Origin of the sequence: Agarivorans sp. 2_MG-2023 (assembly GCF_030548085.1) — a bacterium.
Classification (GTDB): domain Bacteria; phylum Pseudomonadota; class Gammaproteobacteria; order Enterobacterales; family Celerinatantimonadaceae; genus Agarivorans.
In genome coordinates this window covers 26,088-43,063 of the sequence record NZ_JAUORQ010000001.1, presented here as the reverse complement: position 1 = coordinate 43,063, position 16,976 = coordinate 26,088, and the positions used below count along the sequence as shown (strand labels likewise).

Genomic DNA, 16,976 nt, shown 5'->3' with positions numbered 1-16,976 from the left:
TGCTTAGTAGCTAAATACTCTCTTAAACTATAACAAAGCTCCCAAATTGTTATGAAATGCAAATTTACAACATTCAAACTGATGCCGAAGGCCGCGAGTTAACCCATCATGGTTTCGATGATTTCCCCTGCGCATTTTATGACGAAAAATTTTCTGCGTTTATTGGTGGTGAAGTACCTTGGCACTGGCACGATGAAATAGAACTAGTACAAGTTGTTGCCGGCAGCACACTGCTGGAATGTGTTGGTGGAAGTACCCCATTAACGGTTGGTGATGCGGTGTTTGTGAATGCTGGCACCTTGCACAAAATGACTCAAATTGGCGAGCAAGATTGCCGAATTTTAAACTTTGTATTAGCCCCACAGTTAATTGGCGGTGCTAAAAATAGCCGCGTATATAAGCACTATGTGTACCCGGTGATAACCAATAGTGAATTACCCTATTATAAATTCTCTGCCAATAGTCCTTGGCAAAGCCGCGCCATTAAAGAGTTAGAGCGGGCCTTTGCTGCCAGCCAACAGAAAAACGCTACTTATGAGCTGGCGGTAAACTTACACCTAATGAGGTTTTGGCAGCTATTTTGCGAAAATCAGCCAAGCATTTTGGCGAGCTCGCAGGTATCGTCGGTTCAACAAGGTAGAGTTCAAGCTTTATTAGGGTTTATCCACCAGCATTATCGCGACAGTCTATCTACAGCCGCCATGAGTAAGGCCGCCAATATTAGTGAAAGTGAGTGTTATCGTTTATTTAGCAGCGCGTTAAAAAGCACCCCTAATCAATACTTGCTGCACTACCGCTTACAACAAGCAGCTAACCAGTTAATTGAATCTAGCCGCCCGATTACTGAAGTCGCGCATAATGTAGGCTTTAATTGCCCCGCTTATTTTGCTAAACGCTTTAAGCAGGCCTATGGCAAAACACCTAAGCAGTTTCGTCGTGAATAACGAGTAGTACTGTGCTGTGCCATTTTTCACAAACAACCATTCTTAGTTTTCTGGAGTAACCCCTTGGTGTTGCTGCTGCTTAAGCCACTCTTGCATGTGTTTATCAAACAAACGTTCAAAGGTACCAAACTCCGATAGCTGGGCTACCCGCTCACTTAAATGCCGGCGCAATGCCTCGCTATTACAGCCTGATTTTTTTGAAAAAGTAAAATAGAGCCCTTCTACTGAAATAGGGCTTTCTAAGGGAGTCACTTGGCCTTTTAGCCCCGCCGATTCCAAAATGGCTAAGCCTTGATAAAGCTCGTACAGCACATAATCAAAACGCTCTGCCAATAACATAGCGAACGAACGTTCAGCTGTGGCGCTGGTAAGAATGGCTAAATTCTTTTTCGAATAGCTGTCAAAGTCTTGGCCAAAGCTATTATTTATTAGCGTACCGCCTCGCAGCTCTAATAGGTCTTCCCATTTTTGGTAATCAAACTCTTTACCTTTTTTTGTCCAAACCACACTGGGTACATCACTAAACTGCGGCACTATGTAATCCATGTAAGTTTGCCGCTCTTCGGTTAAAAACGCGCCGGCTAACATGTCTACTTCGCCATGTTTTGCTTCTTGTAAGGCGCGAGCCCATACTCCGCGGTCTTTAGCGTCAACTTTAATACCAGTGTCCATTAATGCTAGTTCTAACAGCTCTATGGCTAGGCCTGTTAGCTGACCAGGGTTGTTTTGGTCGCGCCACAATATAGGTGGGTATTCGGCATTGCCAGTTACCGTAAGCCGGTTACAGATAGAGAGTTCGGCAAGGGCTGGAAAAGATAAACAAGCGGCAATAGCAATACTTAATGCGGGGCGTTTCAATCCTTCAAACAATCGCATAGAGATCCTTTTTATGAGAGCGCTGTAATAAGCCTAGCCACTAACATTAAGTTCGCAACTCAATAGCACTGGGCTTATGAAGCAACGCACAAATTAAGATATCCACCCTCGTCAATGGCTACTCTGCAGCGTTTTCCTGCTTAGCCTGCTGCCAAGCTTGCCTACACAGCTCGCTGCCATCGGCGTCTAACGGCGCTTCTACAATCCAGCGTAATGGCGATACCACTGGGCTGGTAACAAAGCGCAGAGTAGTGCCAATAAGTCCGCCACTAGCTACGCCAATCTTAAAGTCTTCAAAGCTACCGCTCACTTGAACAGGCGTAGACAAGCCAAATATTTGCGCCCGTTTGGCTTGTGGCCGCAGGATCATATTGACCTGTTGCTGGTCGAAGTCTACTTGGGTTTCGCCCAGTACTCGCATACGAGAAGTATCCGCAAGCAATACGTTTTGGGCTAACTGGCCATCTTTACTATCAAATACTGCCACCACGCAATTGAGGACTGATTTTTCTGAATCGTCTAATTCTGGCACTACTGCGCTAGCTAAGCTCACCGCCCATAAATCCATAATGCCTGCTTCAAACTGTTGCGGCCACACACCAAAACCCACCTGCCCGTTCATGTTTTCTAGCCATTGCTGTGGCGTTTCAAAACGGCTATTTACATCTAAATGGACACTTACCTCACCGTTCATCTCGGTATCGGGTTTAATTCGCCTCGCCAGCAAACCGTAATCAAAGTTTTCAACTTTGGCTGTTAACTCACTGTAAAAACCCGCGCCTTGGGTACTAAGTTCGCCACTTAAGTGGATCTCCCCTCCAGGTAAGGCCAGCCACAGGGGTGCTAATTGAAAACGCGCATCTTGTAAGGTCCAATACAATTTACCTTGTCCTAACCAATCATCTCCCGACTGTACCTTCTCTACGTCTAAACGAAACTTGGCATTTAGCTGTTCAAACACCTGCTGACTCAACATAGCCTGTGCACTTTCCTCGGTTTCTGGATTTGTGGCGGCTTGTTGGTCCGATGTCTTTAAGGCGGACTCAGGCCTTGCCGGTGACTCAGAACTTGTATCATTTGCCCAGCCTTGCCAACCGCCTGTTTTAAAATCGTCTAGCTGAATATTATTGGCACTGATCGCAATGTCTAACATGGGTTTGGCACCAGTGGTGACTAAGCTAGCAGCTCCACTTAGCTCACTCTCTGCCACTGACAAAAGCATATTGTTTATTGCATAACCTTGAGAGCTAACCACCAGCTCACCGGCTAATTTAATTGGGCCAAAGGGTGGCAGTTGAATGCCATGAAGGCTATCTAATAAACTCAGTTTTGGGCTGCTTATGTCTACCGCTAAACTAAGATTTTGCAAAGAAATGGGCCGAGGTAATTTGGCCTCAGCGTGTAAGGCTACTTCAGCCAAATCTAGGTCTAATTCAATAGGTAAAGCATCTGGTTTTTGAGTAAATTCTGCCAAACTTAAGGTGCGGATAGACAGTGCTAGTGGCAACTGCTTTAACTGGCCGTTTAGCGCTAGCTGCAACGGTTTGTTGGGGCTTGCACTCACACTGCCCTCGCTCAGTTCTACTCGCGCACTGGCTTGGGTATTTGGATCTACCAATGTCCAATATCCACCGCTTAACTTAGCACTTAGCTCGGTACTCGCCAGCAGTTGGGCAATGTTATCGCCACTTAAGGCTAAATTGAATTCTGCTTTGTCTAAACGAATCTCAGCTTGTTCGGCAATATTAAACTGTTTAAGTAATTGGCCGATATTTGGCTGCTTAGATGCAACAGCAAAATCTAGCGTTAATGGTGATGAACGTAAGTCTAATACTGCATTACCAGAAAACTTACTTTGAGCAAATTCGGCACTAAACGGCGCTTTTTGCAGCCAACCATCACGCGCTAAACCCGAAAAGCTCACGTTTTCTAGTTGATGATCACCCAGTAACAATTTGTTAATGCTTATCGCCAAATCAGCATCGTGAATGGCAAAGCCCTGAGGCAATATTGGCAAACGAAGATCTATTCCGGCGGCCTTAGCATCACTGGTCGAGTCAGCTTGGTTTATTGGTGTTTGTTCGACGGTGAGTTCAGAAGCCTCGGCACTTGGCATCAAAGCGCTCAACTGCTCCACATCTATCTTTCGCCAATCAGAGGTAATGCTAATTAAGCCTTGTTCAGTTTTGGCTTTATTCCATGATGCCTGTATAGCGCCTTGGCTATCGGCAAGTTGTAGTTGGCGAATACGCAATGAAGACTCTCCGCGCGCCAATTGCATATCTAGGGCAAGCTTTATTGCACCTTGTGCATCTTTATCTACGCCTAGCCACGGTGCTAACAAACCTATGCGAGGGCCATTAGCATTCACACTTAAACTCGCACCATCTTGCCATTTCCCGTTGGGCAATTCGCCGGCTAAATGCATTTCAATTGCAGGGGAATCGAGTTGCATATTCACATTCCAAGCTTGCTCATTTAGCATCGCCCGCAGCGGGCTGGTTTTAAGCTCGGCCTTAACCGGAATATCTAATAATATGCCGTCGATATTAATGCTGACTTCACTATCGACACTCGCCGTTAAACTGGCTTGTTTAATGTTGAAGGCAGTGCCAGCAGGCAATAGCATTTGGCTATCTTCAATGTTGTAATTGAAGTGACTATTAGCAAAAAGCTCTGCCACGGTAGTGCCTTTGGCACTTATTCTTAGTACCGAGCGCCCAATACTACCGGTGCTACCCGCAAGCATGGGAATACGACTGGCGAGTTTATCTAATGGGGATTTTTGCGCGACTAAGCGCATAGAGGTATTTAAACTATCGTCTATAATGCTAGCTTTCAGATTGCCGCGGAAACGTATATCGTCTACCACTGCCCGCAGGGGTGCTTTTAAACTTTCGCCCTCAACCTTAAGGCCAACGCTAACATTTGCTATTTCTTGTGGAAGCCCTTCTATGCTGCCAATAGTTAAGGATAAATCAGCGTTAGCTTGATTAAACCAATAACGAATAATCTGCAATAACGGCAAGGTTTCTTCTTCAGGCTCGGCGTTTTGAGCGCCAGCCAATTGCGCTTGCGGTTCGGCCGAATTAACTTGCGGTAGTTCATTGTCTGCTAACGGTTTGCTAGCCGTCTCATCTGGTAACTCTGCCAACCAAGGCGCTAAATCAATCTTATCAATGTTCAACTTACCGTTAATCTCTAGGGGCTCTTGGCCACTTAACGCAAGCTCTCCTTTAAAAATGCTTGAGGCAAGCTGAGCACTAATGGGGGATAAGCTATATTGACCAGGCTTTCCATCAAAGCGAGTGGCCAGCTTTATTGGTGCAAGATGCGCTAGATCATCCCCCAACAAACGACCAATAGATTGTGCATTTTGCCAATCTACGTTCAGCTCCATATAGCTGTTTTGGTCGCTCTGTGGGGCAAGTTTGCCACTAAGGCCTAACTTGGCGTCGGCCACTTGCATGTTTAACGCAATATCGCCAGCGCGGCCTTGCAATAAGGGCTCTAACTGCCATGTTGAATCCACAGAATACGATTCATCTAACATGCTGCCGTAAGCAGTCATGGCCAGCGTTTCGCTATCAATAGAGGTGAGTTTTAATTCTTCTAGGTGCCAGTTAAGTACTGCTTCGGCAGCTTGGTCACGGTAGTTAATGCTGACATCACTAATCAGAATTTGTTCTTTAATGTCGAAGCTGTAGTTAATCCCTTGCCACGAAAAACGCCCCTCTTGAGTTTGCTCACTGCTAGTTTTTTTTGCTGATGTGGCTTGAGAAGAGGTATTAGAGGCCGCAAACTGCCAATTGTTTTCCCCGCTTTCTGCTCGTATTAGCTCGAGATAAAAACCATCTAATAGAATTTGGTCGATTTGCAGATGGCGTCGAAGCAACGGTAATACTTCTATTTGCACACTGGCTTGGCGAACTTGAGCAAAGTAGGGTTCGCTAAAGCCGCTGGGGTTGGCTATTTCAATTTGTTCTACGTTTATTGCTGGTCTAAAAGACAGCTCCAAATTAATCTCGCCGCTTATTTGCACATCACGCTGCAATTGCTCAGACAGTAAGTTGGTGACGAACTGGCGACTATCGCCAATTTCTACTTTTATGCCCACCACTAACAAAACAATGGGAAGTAGCAAAATGCCTAACAAAACCGCAAAGCTAATAAGGCTTCGCTTTAACCAACGCGTCATTTTCATCACTAATTTCACTAATAACAGGACATATAAACCATTTGGTATGAGCGGCTAATGGCTTGAATTTGAAAGTTATATTCTTAACAGATACAGAAACTATAGTGCTTGATTAGCAATAAGATAATGTGAACAAACGAAAAAAGACAATTAGCGGGGTAAACTACGTTTGCCTAGCCGGAGGGCGGCTAGGCAATAGCGGGTAACACTACGGTTGAGCGGGAATGAGTCCTTCAATTAAGGCGCTGCGCCATTCTCCAGCTTCTGGATCATAGGCTCCAAAACCAGAGGCATATTCCCAGTAAGCCCAACTAATATTGCGTTTCTCTGCTTCACGAGCAATAAATGCTGTCCAGGCGCGTTGATGATCAGGATCTGAATATTGTGAGAACACACCATATTCACCCATGAAGATTTCGAAACCTCTACCCGCTCCTGCGTTCCAAGCGGTTACTCGGTCGAACAAATCAATAAGCGGTTGTTGATCGGATGCGGTACCCAACCATGGAGTGCCAATCCATTCGTCAGCCCCTTGAACCCAATCAGCTCCTTGGTGGGTAAAATGGAAAGGTTCGTAGTAATGCACCGTAATAATGGTGTTATCAGCGCTTACGCTGCTGGGTAAATCGAGTTGAGTTAACCCGTCTGGATGGCCCCAGTTAGCAGTGCCGATCATAATGGTGCGCTGCTCTGTACCATTATGTTGCTCATCGGCCATGGTGGTCCAAATTAGCTGTGTGAGTCGCCCGATAATGTCATTCCAGTCATCGTAGCCAATGGTGCCGTTTGGCTCGTTCAGTAATTCGAAGACAAGGCTGTCTTCATCATACTCACTAAGTGGAAAAGCCTCGGCAATTTGCGCCCACATGCCCACTAAACGCAGTATGTGGTTTTCTTGCTGGTTTTGGCCATCGTTCATCATTTCTTCGTAGTGATGTACGTTTAGCACCACTTTTAAGTTAGCCGCTAAACTCCAACCCACCACTTGTTTAACTCGAGCCATAAAGCTGGTATCAATTTGATAAGGGGTGTTTTCGCCTGCATGATTCGACCAGCGCACCGGTATTCGCACGGTTTTAAAACCTGCATCGGCGATGATTTGTAGATCTTGCTCTACCAGCAAGCGGCCACCGGTCCATTCACCTTCATTTGGTGCTTCCAAATAGTTACCTAAATTTAACCCACGGCCAAGTTGAGTTTGCGCCATACCGCCACTGGCATTCCAACCATAGGTATCGGTGTAGTAGCTGGCGTCTAGCTCTACTTCAGCATCGCTAGGTGCACCAATAGAGCTTCCTTCTCCACCACAAGCACTGAGCATGACAGTTGCACTACTAAACATTCCAACTAAAACTAATTTCTTTAGGTTTCCCATGGTCTTGCTTTCCTTCGCTCACTTATTTTCCAGACTTAGGCTAACCAGAATAAATGTATATAAATAGTAAAAAAACCAACTGTTTGAGGATAACTTGTAGGCACTCACAAATTCATTCTGAAGATGAATTTACACGCTAGTTTGTTTCAGTACTTACGTGAGGCCATGTGACAAAACACACTCAAATACAGATTCACCACCAGCATGGATATTTAACGACAGATACGTAATAACAAAAAGCAGCCCCGAAGGACTGCAAAAATGAACTCAAAAGCACATGCTTGGCTTACAATTTTACTGAAGTACAAAAACTCACGTCGGCATGGTGACTATCCATATCATAGTGATGATATAGCTCGAAACAGGGGCGATTATCTACGGTAAGCTCCGCCTTAACCACTTGGGTCATGAGTTGCTGCCAGAACAAAGCGTATTGGCTGTTCTCGGTCACCGTTTTGCGAATACTGGCGTATTGGCCACTCGGTAAAGTTTGTAACTCTATGCCCGCGGGAGGATTTACATCACTTGGCACAGCTAAACAAACATCAGTTCTGCATTTATCCGCAGGGGTCAGTTCAGGGTTATCGTGATAAATGAATATTGATTCACCCTTGGCTAATCCCAATGGTCCTGCCCAGCCATATAGCTTTTCAGTGGCAACATCGTAGCCTTCGCCATAGGGGCCGGTGACTCGAACGTAAGCTAAAGTTTTTTGGTCAAAATGTTCAGTTTTCATTGCTACACTCCTTGATTGATTTGCAGAGCTAGCATATTGCGAGGCGTGTTCTAAAGCGTGTCCATTGTTGCGCAGTAGGTGTCCAATCTTGCTGTCTCGTAGCAATTGCGTGTAGGTATCCATATCTTTGCAGCTTCTGACTGCGCTAGGGCTAATGGCAAAATAACTTCGAAAGGCTTTAGCCAAAGCTTGAGAGCTAGAGAAACCAAAATCTAAAGCTACTTTAGTAACGGGTTCTTTATGGTAGAAGAGCTGACTCGCTGCTTTTTCTAGTTTTAAACGGCGTAGAAAATCTGCCGGAGTTTCGTCGGTGACCGCTTTAAAAATGCGATGAAAATAATAAGGAGATAAATGAGCCAGCTTGGCCACTTCATCTAGATTGAGATTTTGATCATAGTTTTTCTCTAAATAGCGAATAACCGGCACAAACTTTTGGTGGTAGTTGGTTTTACTCATCGTGTAGCCTGCTGATCATATACCGCTAATTGCTGATATAGCCAAGTAGCAGAGGGAACTTGATCGCCGTTGGCCAAGCGAATCATATAGGCTTTTCCACTCAAAAAGGATTTAGTGGCCAGTTTGTCGATAAACATTTCAGCAGTCCATTTTTCTTTGCTGGGGGCAAACCAACTGCTTTGTCCGCGTTTTAACTTCATGCGTAAATGGGCACCCGCTTGTTCCGCATTGTGCTCAGATCCGTTGCGAATAAACACCAAATCAGTTTGTTCAATGCTGTGTAACAAGGCCTCTATTCTTGCTTGCTGCAGAGGCCAGCTTGATTTTTCTAAGTCAGCGCTTGCGCCAATTTGAGCATGTAGGCTCAGCCACAAAATAGCAAAACTATATAAAATCTTGTTCAACATCGAGTAAAGCCATAATTTTATTGTTGATTACTCAATAGTCTATGTCTCTCCCCCCCTAAGCTCAAGCCCAAAAACAAGCGTATAATTACAGCGGTAACTTAAGTAGACTAGTCTCAACAAAGCGTGGATATTCATTCAATTAATGACTATTATTTTTCATAATTACCAAACAATTAGCGACCGGAGCTAAGCCAAAATGCACTATTTTTGGGTACCCTTCTTACCCATGCTAGGGATTATCATTCCCTTGCTAACCAATAAATTTAATCGCAGCACCTGTGCTTTAGCTACCGCTTTACTTCCTGCATTAGCTCTAGGCTTAATTCTATTTGATTTACCAGCGGTGCTTGATGGGCAGGCTTTTACTCAAAGCATTGACTGGATCCCCTTGCTGGGGCTTAGCCTCTCCTTTCGCCTAGACGGTTTGTCGGTGTTATTTAGCCTGCTCATTTTAGGCATTGGTTTACTGGTTATCTTGTACGCCCGTTATTATTTGTCTGAAAAAGACCATATGGGCCGCTTTTATTGCTACCTAATTATGTTTATGACGGCAATGCTAGGCATTGTTATGTCGAACAACATGCTGCAGCTCTGGTTTTATTGGGAGCTCACTAGCATTAGCTCGTTTTTGCTGATCAGTTTTTGGTCGCACAGTAGTGACGCGCGTAAAGGCGCTCGTATGGCCTTAACCATTACTGGGGCCGGTGGTTTAGCCTTGTTAGCGGGTATTGTTTTATTAGGCGAAGTTGTCGGTAGTTACCAACTAGATGTGGTGCTTAACAGCGCAGAACTTGTGCAACAACACCCTTATTACATAGCTATTCTAAGTTTGTTTTTACTTGGTGCATTTACTAAATCGGCGCAATTCCCCTTTCATTTTTGGTTGCCACACGCCATGGCAGCGCCCACTCCGGTAAGTGCTTACTTGCACTCGGCTACCATGGTAAAAGCCGGTATTTTCTTACTTGCGCGCTTCTACCCTGTGCTAGCAGGCACCGAAGTATGGTTTGTGGTGGTATCGTTAACCGGTTTATTTACCTTACTACTAGGCGCCTATACAGCCTTATTCAAGCACGACTTAAAAGGCTTACTGGCGTATTCAACCATTAGCCATTTGGGCTTAATTGTATTGCTGCTGGGTTTGAATACGGAGTTGGCTGCAATTGCCGCGGTATTCCACATTATTAACCACGCTATCTTCAAGGCCTCGTTGTTTATGGCTGCCGGTATTATTGACCACGAGTCAGGTTCGCGTGATATGCGTAAACTCAATGGCTTATGGAAGTACATGCCGATTACTGCCACTTTAGCCATGGTTGCTTCTGCCTCTATGGCTGGGGTGCCGCTACTCAATGGTTTCCTATCCAAGGAAATGTTTTTTACCGAGACTCTCGACCAAAGCATTTTAGGATCTTTGTCTTGGTTAATTCCGGTATTAGCCACCATTGGCGGTGCATTTGCGGTTGCCTACTCTCTGCGCTTTATTCACGATGTATTCTTTAACGGTGAACCTAAAGGTTTAACCAAAACGCCGCACGAGCCACCTCGTTACATGCGCGTGCCGGTAGAAATATTAGTTGCCCTGTGTTTAGTCGTCGGTATCTTCCCTGCCTACACCGTGGGGCCATTGCTAGATAGTGCTTCGTTAGCGGTGTTAAACCATCCATTGCCTGAATTTAGCTTGGCGATATGGCACGGTTTCAACGTTCCTTTACTGATGAGTGGCTTAGCGATTGCCGGTGGATTGGCGATTTACTTAAACCGTAAGCCCTTGTTTAGGTTTGAAGGTTTGTTCCCTGCCATTGATGCCAAAATAAAATTTGAAGGTGCAATTCAAGCCTGCGTGCGCTGGGCACAAAAAGTGAATCAAACCTTAGAATCTGGCTCGCTGCAGCGTTACGCCTTTTGGTTATGCTTTTTTGCCTTAGCCTTAATTGCCCCACCACTATTAGATTTGGATACAACTCGAGGCTCTCAAGCGGAATACCCGCTAAACGGTGCTGTAGCCATTGCCGCTGTATTGCTTGTAGCGGGCTCGCTAGCGACGGTAATTTGGAGCCACTATCGTTTAATTGCTTTGCTCATGTTGTCGCTAGTGGGTTTAGTGGTATCAATTACTTTTGCTTACTTCTCAGCCCCAGATTTAGCCTTAACTCAGCTGTCGGTAGAAATTGTAACGGTGATTTTATTACTACTGGCCTTGTACTTTTTCCCCCAACACACCCCTACCAGTAAAAGCCGACCCAGCCACTTTGTTCGAGACTTGGCGGTAGCCTCTTTAATCGGCTGTATCATTGGGAGTATTTGTTTTGCGCTGATGACTAGCCCGCTCGATAGCATTTCAGAGTTCTTTATCGCTAACGCTAAAACCGGCGGCGGTGGGACTAACGTGGTTAACGTAATCTTGGTGGACTTTAGGGGCTTTGATACCTTTGGTGAAATTACCGTATTGGGTATTGCCGCCTTAGGTATTTACAAACTGATTGCGCGCATGCGTTTGTCAATGCGCACCAAGGATCACGATGGTCGCTTGTGGGCCACCGATAAATACCCGGTACTTCTATCGGTTATTTCACAGAGTTTGTTACCGCTATTCTTGTTGATTTCGGCCTACATATTCATGCGTGGTCATAACTTACCTGGCGGTGGCTTTATCGCTGGACTGATCACCTCCATCGCTCTCATTCAGCAATACTTGGCGCATGGCGTAGATTGGATGACCAAACGAGTAAGCGTAAGTTACCACTACTTTATCGCCATTGGTTTGGTAACCGCTGCAATTACCGGCTTAGGCAGTTGGGCCTTTGGACGACCTTTCTTAACCTCGTGGTTCGATTACTTCTCGCTCCCTTGGATAGGTAAGTTTGAATTAACCAGTGCCTTGGTATTTGACCTAGGCGTTTACCTCACCGTTATTGGAGCAACATTGTTGATTTTAGCCAACTTAGGCAAGCTCACCACCAAAGAACGCCTCACCGTAGGAGTAAGATAATGGAACTCGTTTACTCGGTGTGTGTAGGATTTATGAGTGCCTGTGGCATATTTTTGATGCTACGTGGACATACTTTTACCTTGGTTATTGGGCTTACCTTGCTGTCTTATTCCGTTAACTTATTTTTATTTGCCAGTGGTGGTTTAACCATTGGTTCGCCAGCGGTACTTAATGGCTCAGAAAACTATGCTGATCCACTCCCCCAAGCTTTAGTGCTTACCGCCATTGTGATTGGTTTTGCCATGACCGCATTTGCGGTGATTTTAGCAATGCGTGGACGCGCAGACTTAGGCAATGACCACGTTGATGGTGATGACCCTGTAGACCCACTGGCGCGGGAGGATAAAGCCTAATGAGTTTATTAGATCATTTAGTTATTTTTCCTATCCTGCTGCCATTTTTTGCCGGGGTTATTTTGCTCTTCCCTAGCATTAGTAGTGCGCTGAATAAACAACGCGTATTCACTATTGCTACCAGTGTATTAATGGTAATAGCAGCCGCGATGCTGCTAATAAAAGTGCAAAGTACTGGTATTCAAGTTTACGCATTGGGTAACTGGTCTGCTCCATTTGGCATTGTGTTAGTTGCTGATGCTTTCTCAGCGTTAATGATCGCCTTAAGCGCTATTTTAGGGCTTACCGTCATCCTTTACGCAAGTGCTGGTGAAGATAAAAACGGGGCCTTCTTTCACCCCTTAATTATGTTCCAACTAATGGGGATTAACGGAGCATTTTTAACTGGCGATGCCTTTAACTTGTTTGTGTTTTTTGAAGTGCTATTAATTGCTTCATACTCACTGATGATCCACGGTGGGGGCAAACAACGGGTTCAGGCAAACATACATTATGTATTCCTAAACCTTATTGGCTCATCATTATTTTTGTTTGCTTTAGGCACCCTTTACGGCACCTTAGGCACCCTGAACTTTGCCGATATGGCCGACAAGATCCCTCATCTTTCTAATAATGAGCTGATGATTACCAAATCTGGCGCATTGCTATTGCTTGCAGTATTTGGCTTAAAGGCTGCGATGCTGCCACTGCACTTTTGGCTACCTAAGGCTTATGCAAATACCAGCGCGCCGGTAGCAGCTCTATTTGCGATTATGACCAAAGTAGGCATATACAGCATTTGGCGCGTTCATGGGGTAATGTTCGGCAACCAAGCTGGCGAACTGGCTAACATCGCGTTGCCATGGCTATGGCCGATAGCACTGGCTACTATAGCTATTGGTGCGATTTCGGTATTAGCGAGCCAAAGCTTAAGGGTTTTATGTAGCAACTTAGTGATAGTTTCGGTTGGCACCTTGTTAGTAACAATTACTTTAAACAGCGTACAAGCTAGCACAGCCGGCATTTACTACTTAGTACACAGTACGATAGCTTGTGCAGCGATGTTTTTACTCGCGGGCTTGATTCAACAACAACGAGGCAAAGCTGAAGACCGCTTTGTTACCGCTAGAGCGATGCCGCAATCTGCTAAGTTAGGTTTTGTATTTGCGTTGCTGGCTATTGCCTTGATTGGCATGCCACCGCTGTCTGGCTTTGTGGGTAAAGCCTTAATACTGCAATCGGTAACTGACACTAAGCAAATGGCCTGGATTTGGTCACTCATTTTAGGCGCCGGACTGATCTCGCTAATTGCTTTGTCGCGCGCGGGTACTTCATTGTTCTGGCGAACCAGTGGTGAAAACACCACCGCACTGCAAGGAAGTCCTATCCAGTACTTAGCCATTGGTATTTTGGTTGCATTGTTGCCACTGATGGTGATTTTTGGAGGGCCTATCAGCGATTACGCACAATTAGCTGCCGAGCAGCTCAACGCAGGTTTGAGTTTGCAACAACTTAATGAGGTAGCCAAATAATGAGTAAGAAAAGTAAGTTTGTTTGGTTCCCTACTCCCTACCACAGTTTGTTGCTTTGGTTAGTCTGGCAAATACTGCATGAGTTTAGTCGCGGCCACATGGTACTTGGAGCGGTGTTTGCCATCGTTATTCCTTGGATTGTTGCCCCCCTTAGCGAAAAAGAACCAGTGGCTAAAAACCCGCTAAAGGTACTGCTCTATTTGCTGCGCTTGGTACAAGACATCATTGTCTCCAACTTCGAAGTCGCCAAACGCGTGCTACAAAGTAATCGCCACCTAAAACCAGCGTTTATTGCCGTACCAATTACCATTAGCGAACCACTGCCACTGACCATTTTCACCAGTAGTGTGTCACTTACACCTGGTACTTGTAGTGTTGAACTATCTGATGATAAGCAATGGCTTTATGTGCATGTATTGCACTTAGAAGATGAACAAAAGCTAATTGCTCAGATCAAGCAACGCTATGAAGCGCCGATTAAGGAGATATTCCAATGTTAAGTTATGCCACTTTGTTTGCTAGCGGCTTAATCTGTATCGCTCTGGCGCTAAATGCTTGGCGTTTAATTGTTGGGCCAACAACTCCCGATAGAATCATCGCAGTAGATACCATGTACATAAATAGCATCGCGCTAATTATTTTACTTGGGCTTTATCAAGGCACGACCAGTTACTACGAAAGCGCTTTGTTAATTGCGTTATTAGGCTTTGTAAGTACCGCCGCCTTTTGTAAATACTTGCTTCGCGGCGACATCATAGAATAGGACTAAGCGATGACCAATATATTAGAAATTGTGGTTAGTATTCTGCTAGTGCTTGGCGCTATTATCATGTTGATTGGCTCTATTGGGCTAGCTAAACTTCCTGATTATTTCACCCGTTTGCATGCCCCAACCAAGGCTAGCACTTTGGGAGTAGGCTGTATCCTAATAGCCTCTATGGTGTATTTTAGTTTCGACTTAGGCCGGTTGAACTTAAAAGAATTTCTCATCACGATGTTTTTATTTATTACTGCGCCGATTGCTGCACACATGTTAGCCAAAGCTGGCCTGCAGTATAAAGTGAAGCTAAAAGAAGACACTTATAATAAAGAGCTCTCGGCAAAAGCCTATTTACATAAAGCGCCTGATGAAGACTAATCGACACCCCGCTGAGTTTTTTAACCAAGCGGCCGAGAATAACAAACAGGCTATACTCAGCCAGTTAGCACCTCGTTTAGTAAGGTCACAACGAGTATTAGAGATTGGCACAGGCACAGGCCAACATGCGGCATATTTTGCTAAAGCCTGTCCGCATCTCCACTGGCAGTGCTCAGATCAACAAGCCAACTTAGCAGCCATTGAATATTGGCACAGCTACTTTGAGTTAAACCGCCAAACTCAACCGCTTAATTACCAAATTGGCCAAGACTGCTGGCCTTGCGAATGTGATGCAGTGTATACCGCAAATACCGCGCACATAATGAGCCCAACCATTGTGCAACAGATGTATTCAGCCATTGGAAAAGGCTTGCCCGTTAACGGCTACTTCTTTCATTACGGGCCATTTAAGCAAGCAGGCGCTTACAGCAGCCAAAGTAATCAAGCATTTGACCAGATGCTGCAACAACGAGGTTACGGCGGCCTACGAGACATTGAGGAGCTGATAAGCTGGGGAGCGCTTGGTAGGCTAGAGTTATGCGAGCAAATTGACATGCCAGCAAACAACCTCTTGCTGGTATGGCAAAAACGTTAAACACCGGGTACAAAAAAGCCAGTCTTTAGACTGGCTTTTTATTTAGCGTGAATACTGATTAATCAGCACTAGCGGCTTTATCTTCATTGCTATAAATCAAGATAGGATCGCTCTCACCTTGAATAACCGTTTGATCGATAACCACTTTAGAAATGTTATCAATCGATGGCAAGTCGTACATGGTATTAAGCAGTACAGCCTCAACAATTGAACGTAGACCACGAGCACCGGTTTTACGTTCCATAGCTTTATGAGCAATCGCCCGTAATGCGTCTTCACGGAACTCTAATTCAACATCTTCAAGTTTGAACAAGGCACCATATTGCTTAGTTAGCGCGTTTTTAGGTTCACTTAAGATTTGAATCAAGGCGTCTTCATCTAACTCTGTTAGCGTAGCAACCACTGGTAAACGGCCGATGAACTCAGGAATAAGACCGTATTTTACTAAGTCTTCTGGTTCAACTTTAGAGAAGGTCTCGCTTAACGAGTTCTTATCCGCTTCGCCTTTTACTTCTGCGCCAAAGCCAATACCAGTACCGGTTGAAGCACGTTGCTCAATCACTTTATCTAAACCGGCAAATGCGCCGCCACAGATAAACAAGATTTTAGAGGTATCTACCTGCAAAAACTCTTGCTGAGGATGCTTGCGCCCGCCTTGAGGAGGCACTGATGCAACCGTACCTTCGATTAACTTGAGCAAGGCCTGCTGTACACCTTCACCAGATACATCACGAGTAATCGATGGGTTATCTGACTTGCGAGAAATTTTGTCAATTTCATCGATGTAAACAATACCGCGTTGGGCTTTCTCAACATCGTAATCACATTTTTGCAGTAATTTCTGAATAATGTTTTCTACGTCTTCGCCCACGTAACCTGCTTCGGTCAATGTGGTGGCGTCGGCCATTGTAAATGGCACATCTAACAGGCGAGCCAGCGTTTCAGCTAGCAGTGTTTTACCACTACCTGTTGGACCAATCAGTAAGATATTACTCTTACCTAACTCGATACCGTCGGCTACATCACCATTACGCAAGCGCTTGTAGTGGTTATACACCGCTACCGCTAATACTTTTTTAGCATGGTCTTGGCCAATAACGTAGTCATCAAGGTGTTCCCTAATTTCTTTAGGAACAGGTAAGGCATTGCCTTCTTTTTTCGGCGATATTTCTTTTATTTCTTCTCGAATAATGTCGTTACATAACTCAACACATTCGTCACAAATATAGACGGAGGGACCGGCAATCAGCTTTCTCACTTCATGCTGGCTTTTACCGCAGAAGGAGCAATACAACAGCTTGCTGCTATCTCCATCACCCTTGCGCTTATCTGTCATTCGTTAACCTCAAACTATGTAGCACTCTTAGCTCTTATCTACAGTGTAAATCAATCCGC

At 45.0% G+C, this 16,976-nt stretch carries 14 protein-coding genes; 8 read left to right on the top strand and 6 right to left on the bottom strand.

Features of this window, described 5'->3' with window-relative positions:
- Positions 1-56: 56 nt before the first annotated feature.
- Positions 57-944: an AraC family transcriptional regulator gene (locus Q4549_RS00225; protein ID WP_303553583.1), complete on the top strand. Its 888-nt coding sequence runs from the start codon at positions 57-59 to the stop codon at positions 942-944.
- A gap of 42 nt (positions 945-986) precedes the next feature.
- On the opposite strand, the gene Q4549_RS00220 is transcribed toward Q4549_RS00225, so the two are convergent.
- From Q4549_RS00220 to Q4549_RS00200, 5 genes are all read right to left on the bottom strand, one after another.
- Positions 987-1,820 carry an ABC transporter substrate-binding protein gene (locus tag Q4549_RS00220; protein ID WP_303553584.1) on the bottom strand — a complete coding sequence of 278 codons (834 nt, stop codon included), beginning with the start codon at positions 1,818-1,820 and terminating at the stop codon, positions 987-989.
- A gap of 118 nt (positions 1,821-1,938) precedes the next feature.
- Positions 1,939-6,024 carry an AsmA family protein gene (locus Q4549_RS00215; RefSeq protein WP_303557059.1) on the bottom strand — a complete coding sequence of 1,362 codons (4,086 nt, stop codon included), beginning with the start codon at positions 6,022-6,024 and terminating at the stop codon, positions 1,939-1,941.
- Between the two features lie 202 nt (positions 6,025-6,226).
- Entirely contained in the window at positions 6,227-7,393 is a 1,167-nt protein-coding gene (locus Q4549_RS00210; RefSeq protein WP_303553587.1) for a glycoside hydrolase family 5 protein, read from the bottom strand.
- A gap of 286 nt (positions 7,394-7,679) precedes the next feature.
- Complete coding sequence (locus Q4549_RS00205; protein ID WP_303553588.1) at positions 7,680-8,585, bottom strand: GyrI-like domain-containing protein; 906 nt, start codon at positions 8,583-8,585, stop codon at positions 7,680-7,682.
- Positions 8,582-8,992 (bottom strand): DUF5329 family protein, encoded by a 411-nt coding sequence (locus Q4549_RS00200; RefSeq protein WP_303553589.1) that lies wholly within the window; start codon positions 8,990-8,992, stop codon positions 8,582-8,584. Before Q4549_RS00200 ends, Q4549_RS00205 begins: the two co-directional genes overlap by 4 nt.
- A 196-nt stretch (positions 8,993-9,188) precedes the next feature.
- Here Q4549_RS00200 and Q4549_RS00195 point away from each other — a divergent pair, with 196 nt between their 5' ends.
- The 7 genes from Q4549_RS00195 to Q4549_RS00165 are packed head-to-tail and all read left to right on the top strand — an operon-like array spanning position 9,189 to position 15,581.
- On the top strand, positions 9,189-11,984 hold the full coding sequence (locus tag Q4549_RS00195; RefSeq protein WP_303515351.1) for a monovalent cation/H+ antiporter subunit A: 2,796 nt from the start codon (positions 9,189-9,191) through the stop codon (positions 11,982-11,984).
- Positions 11,984-12,337: a Na+/H+ antiporter subunit C gene (locus tag Q4549_RS00190; protein ID WP_137675143.1), complete on the top strand. Its 354-nt coding sequence runs from the start codon at positions 11,984-11,986 to the stop codon at positions 12,335-12,337. Before Q4549_RS00195 ends, Q4549_RS00190 begins: the two co-directional genes overlap by 1 nt.
- Entirely contained in the window at positions 12,337-13,848 is a 1,512-nt protein-coding gene (locus Q4549_RS00185; protein WP_303553590.1) for a monovalent cation/H+ antiporter subunit D, read from the top strand. Before Q4549_RS00190 ends, Q4549_RS00185 begins: the two co-directional genes overlap by 1 nt.
- On the top strand, positions 13,848-14,348 hold the full coding sequence (locus Q4549_RS00180; RefSeq protein WP_137675141.1) for a Na+/H+ antiporter subunit E: 501 nt from the start codon (positions 13,848-13,850) through the stop codon (positions 14,346-14,348). The genes Q4549_RS00185 and Q4549_RS00180 overlap by 1 nt, the downstream gene beginning before the upstream one ends.
- On the top strand, positions 14,342-14,611 hold the full coding sequence (locus Q4549_RS00175; RefSeq protein WP_137675140.1) for a K+/H+ antiporter subunit F: 270 nt from the start codon (positions 14,342-14,344) through the stop codon (positions 14,609-14,611). The genes Q4549_RS00180 and Q4549_RS00175 overlap by 7 nt, the downstream gene beginning before the upstream one ends.
- A 9-nt stretch (positions 14,612-14,620) precedes the next feature.
- A complete protein-coding gene (locus Q4549_RS00170) occupies positions 14,621-14,986 on the top strand; it encodes a Na+/H+ antiporter subunit G (RefSeq protein WP_303515359.1) in 366 nt (121 codons plus the stop codon).
- Positions 14,976-15,581 (top strand): DUF938 domain-containing protein, encoded by a 606-nt coding sequence (locus tag Q4549_RS00165; protein ID WP_303553592.1) that lies wholly within the window; start codon positions 14,976-14,978, stop codon positions 15,579-15,581. The genes Q4549_RS00170 and Q4549_RS00165 overlap by 11 nt, the downstream gene beginning before the upstream one ends.
- A gap of 58 nt (positions 15,582-15,639) precedes the next feature.
- Here the strand turns inward: Q4549_RS00165 and clpX are convergent, their stop codons facing one another.
- Positions 15,640-16,917 (bottom strand): ATP-dependent protease ATP-binding subunit ClpX, encoded by a 1,278-nt coding sequence (clpX, locus tag Q4549_RS00160; protein ID WP_137675368.1) that lies wholly within the window; start codon positions 16,915-16,917, stop codon positions 15,640-15,642.
- Positions 16,918-16,976 lie beyond the last annotated feature (59 nt).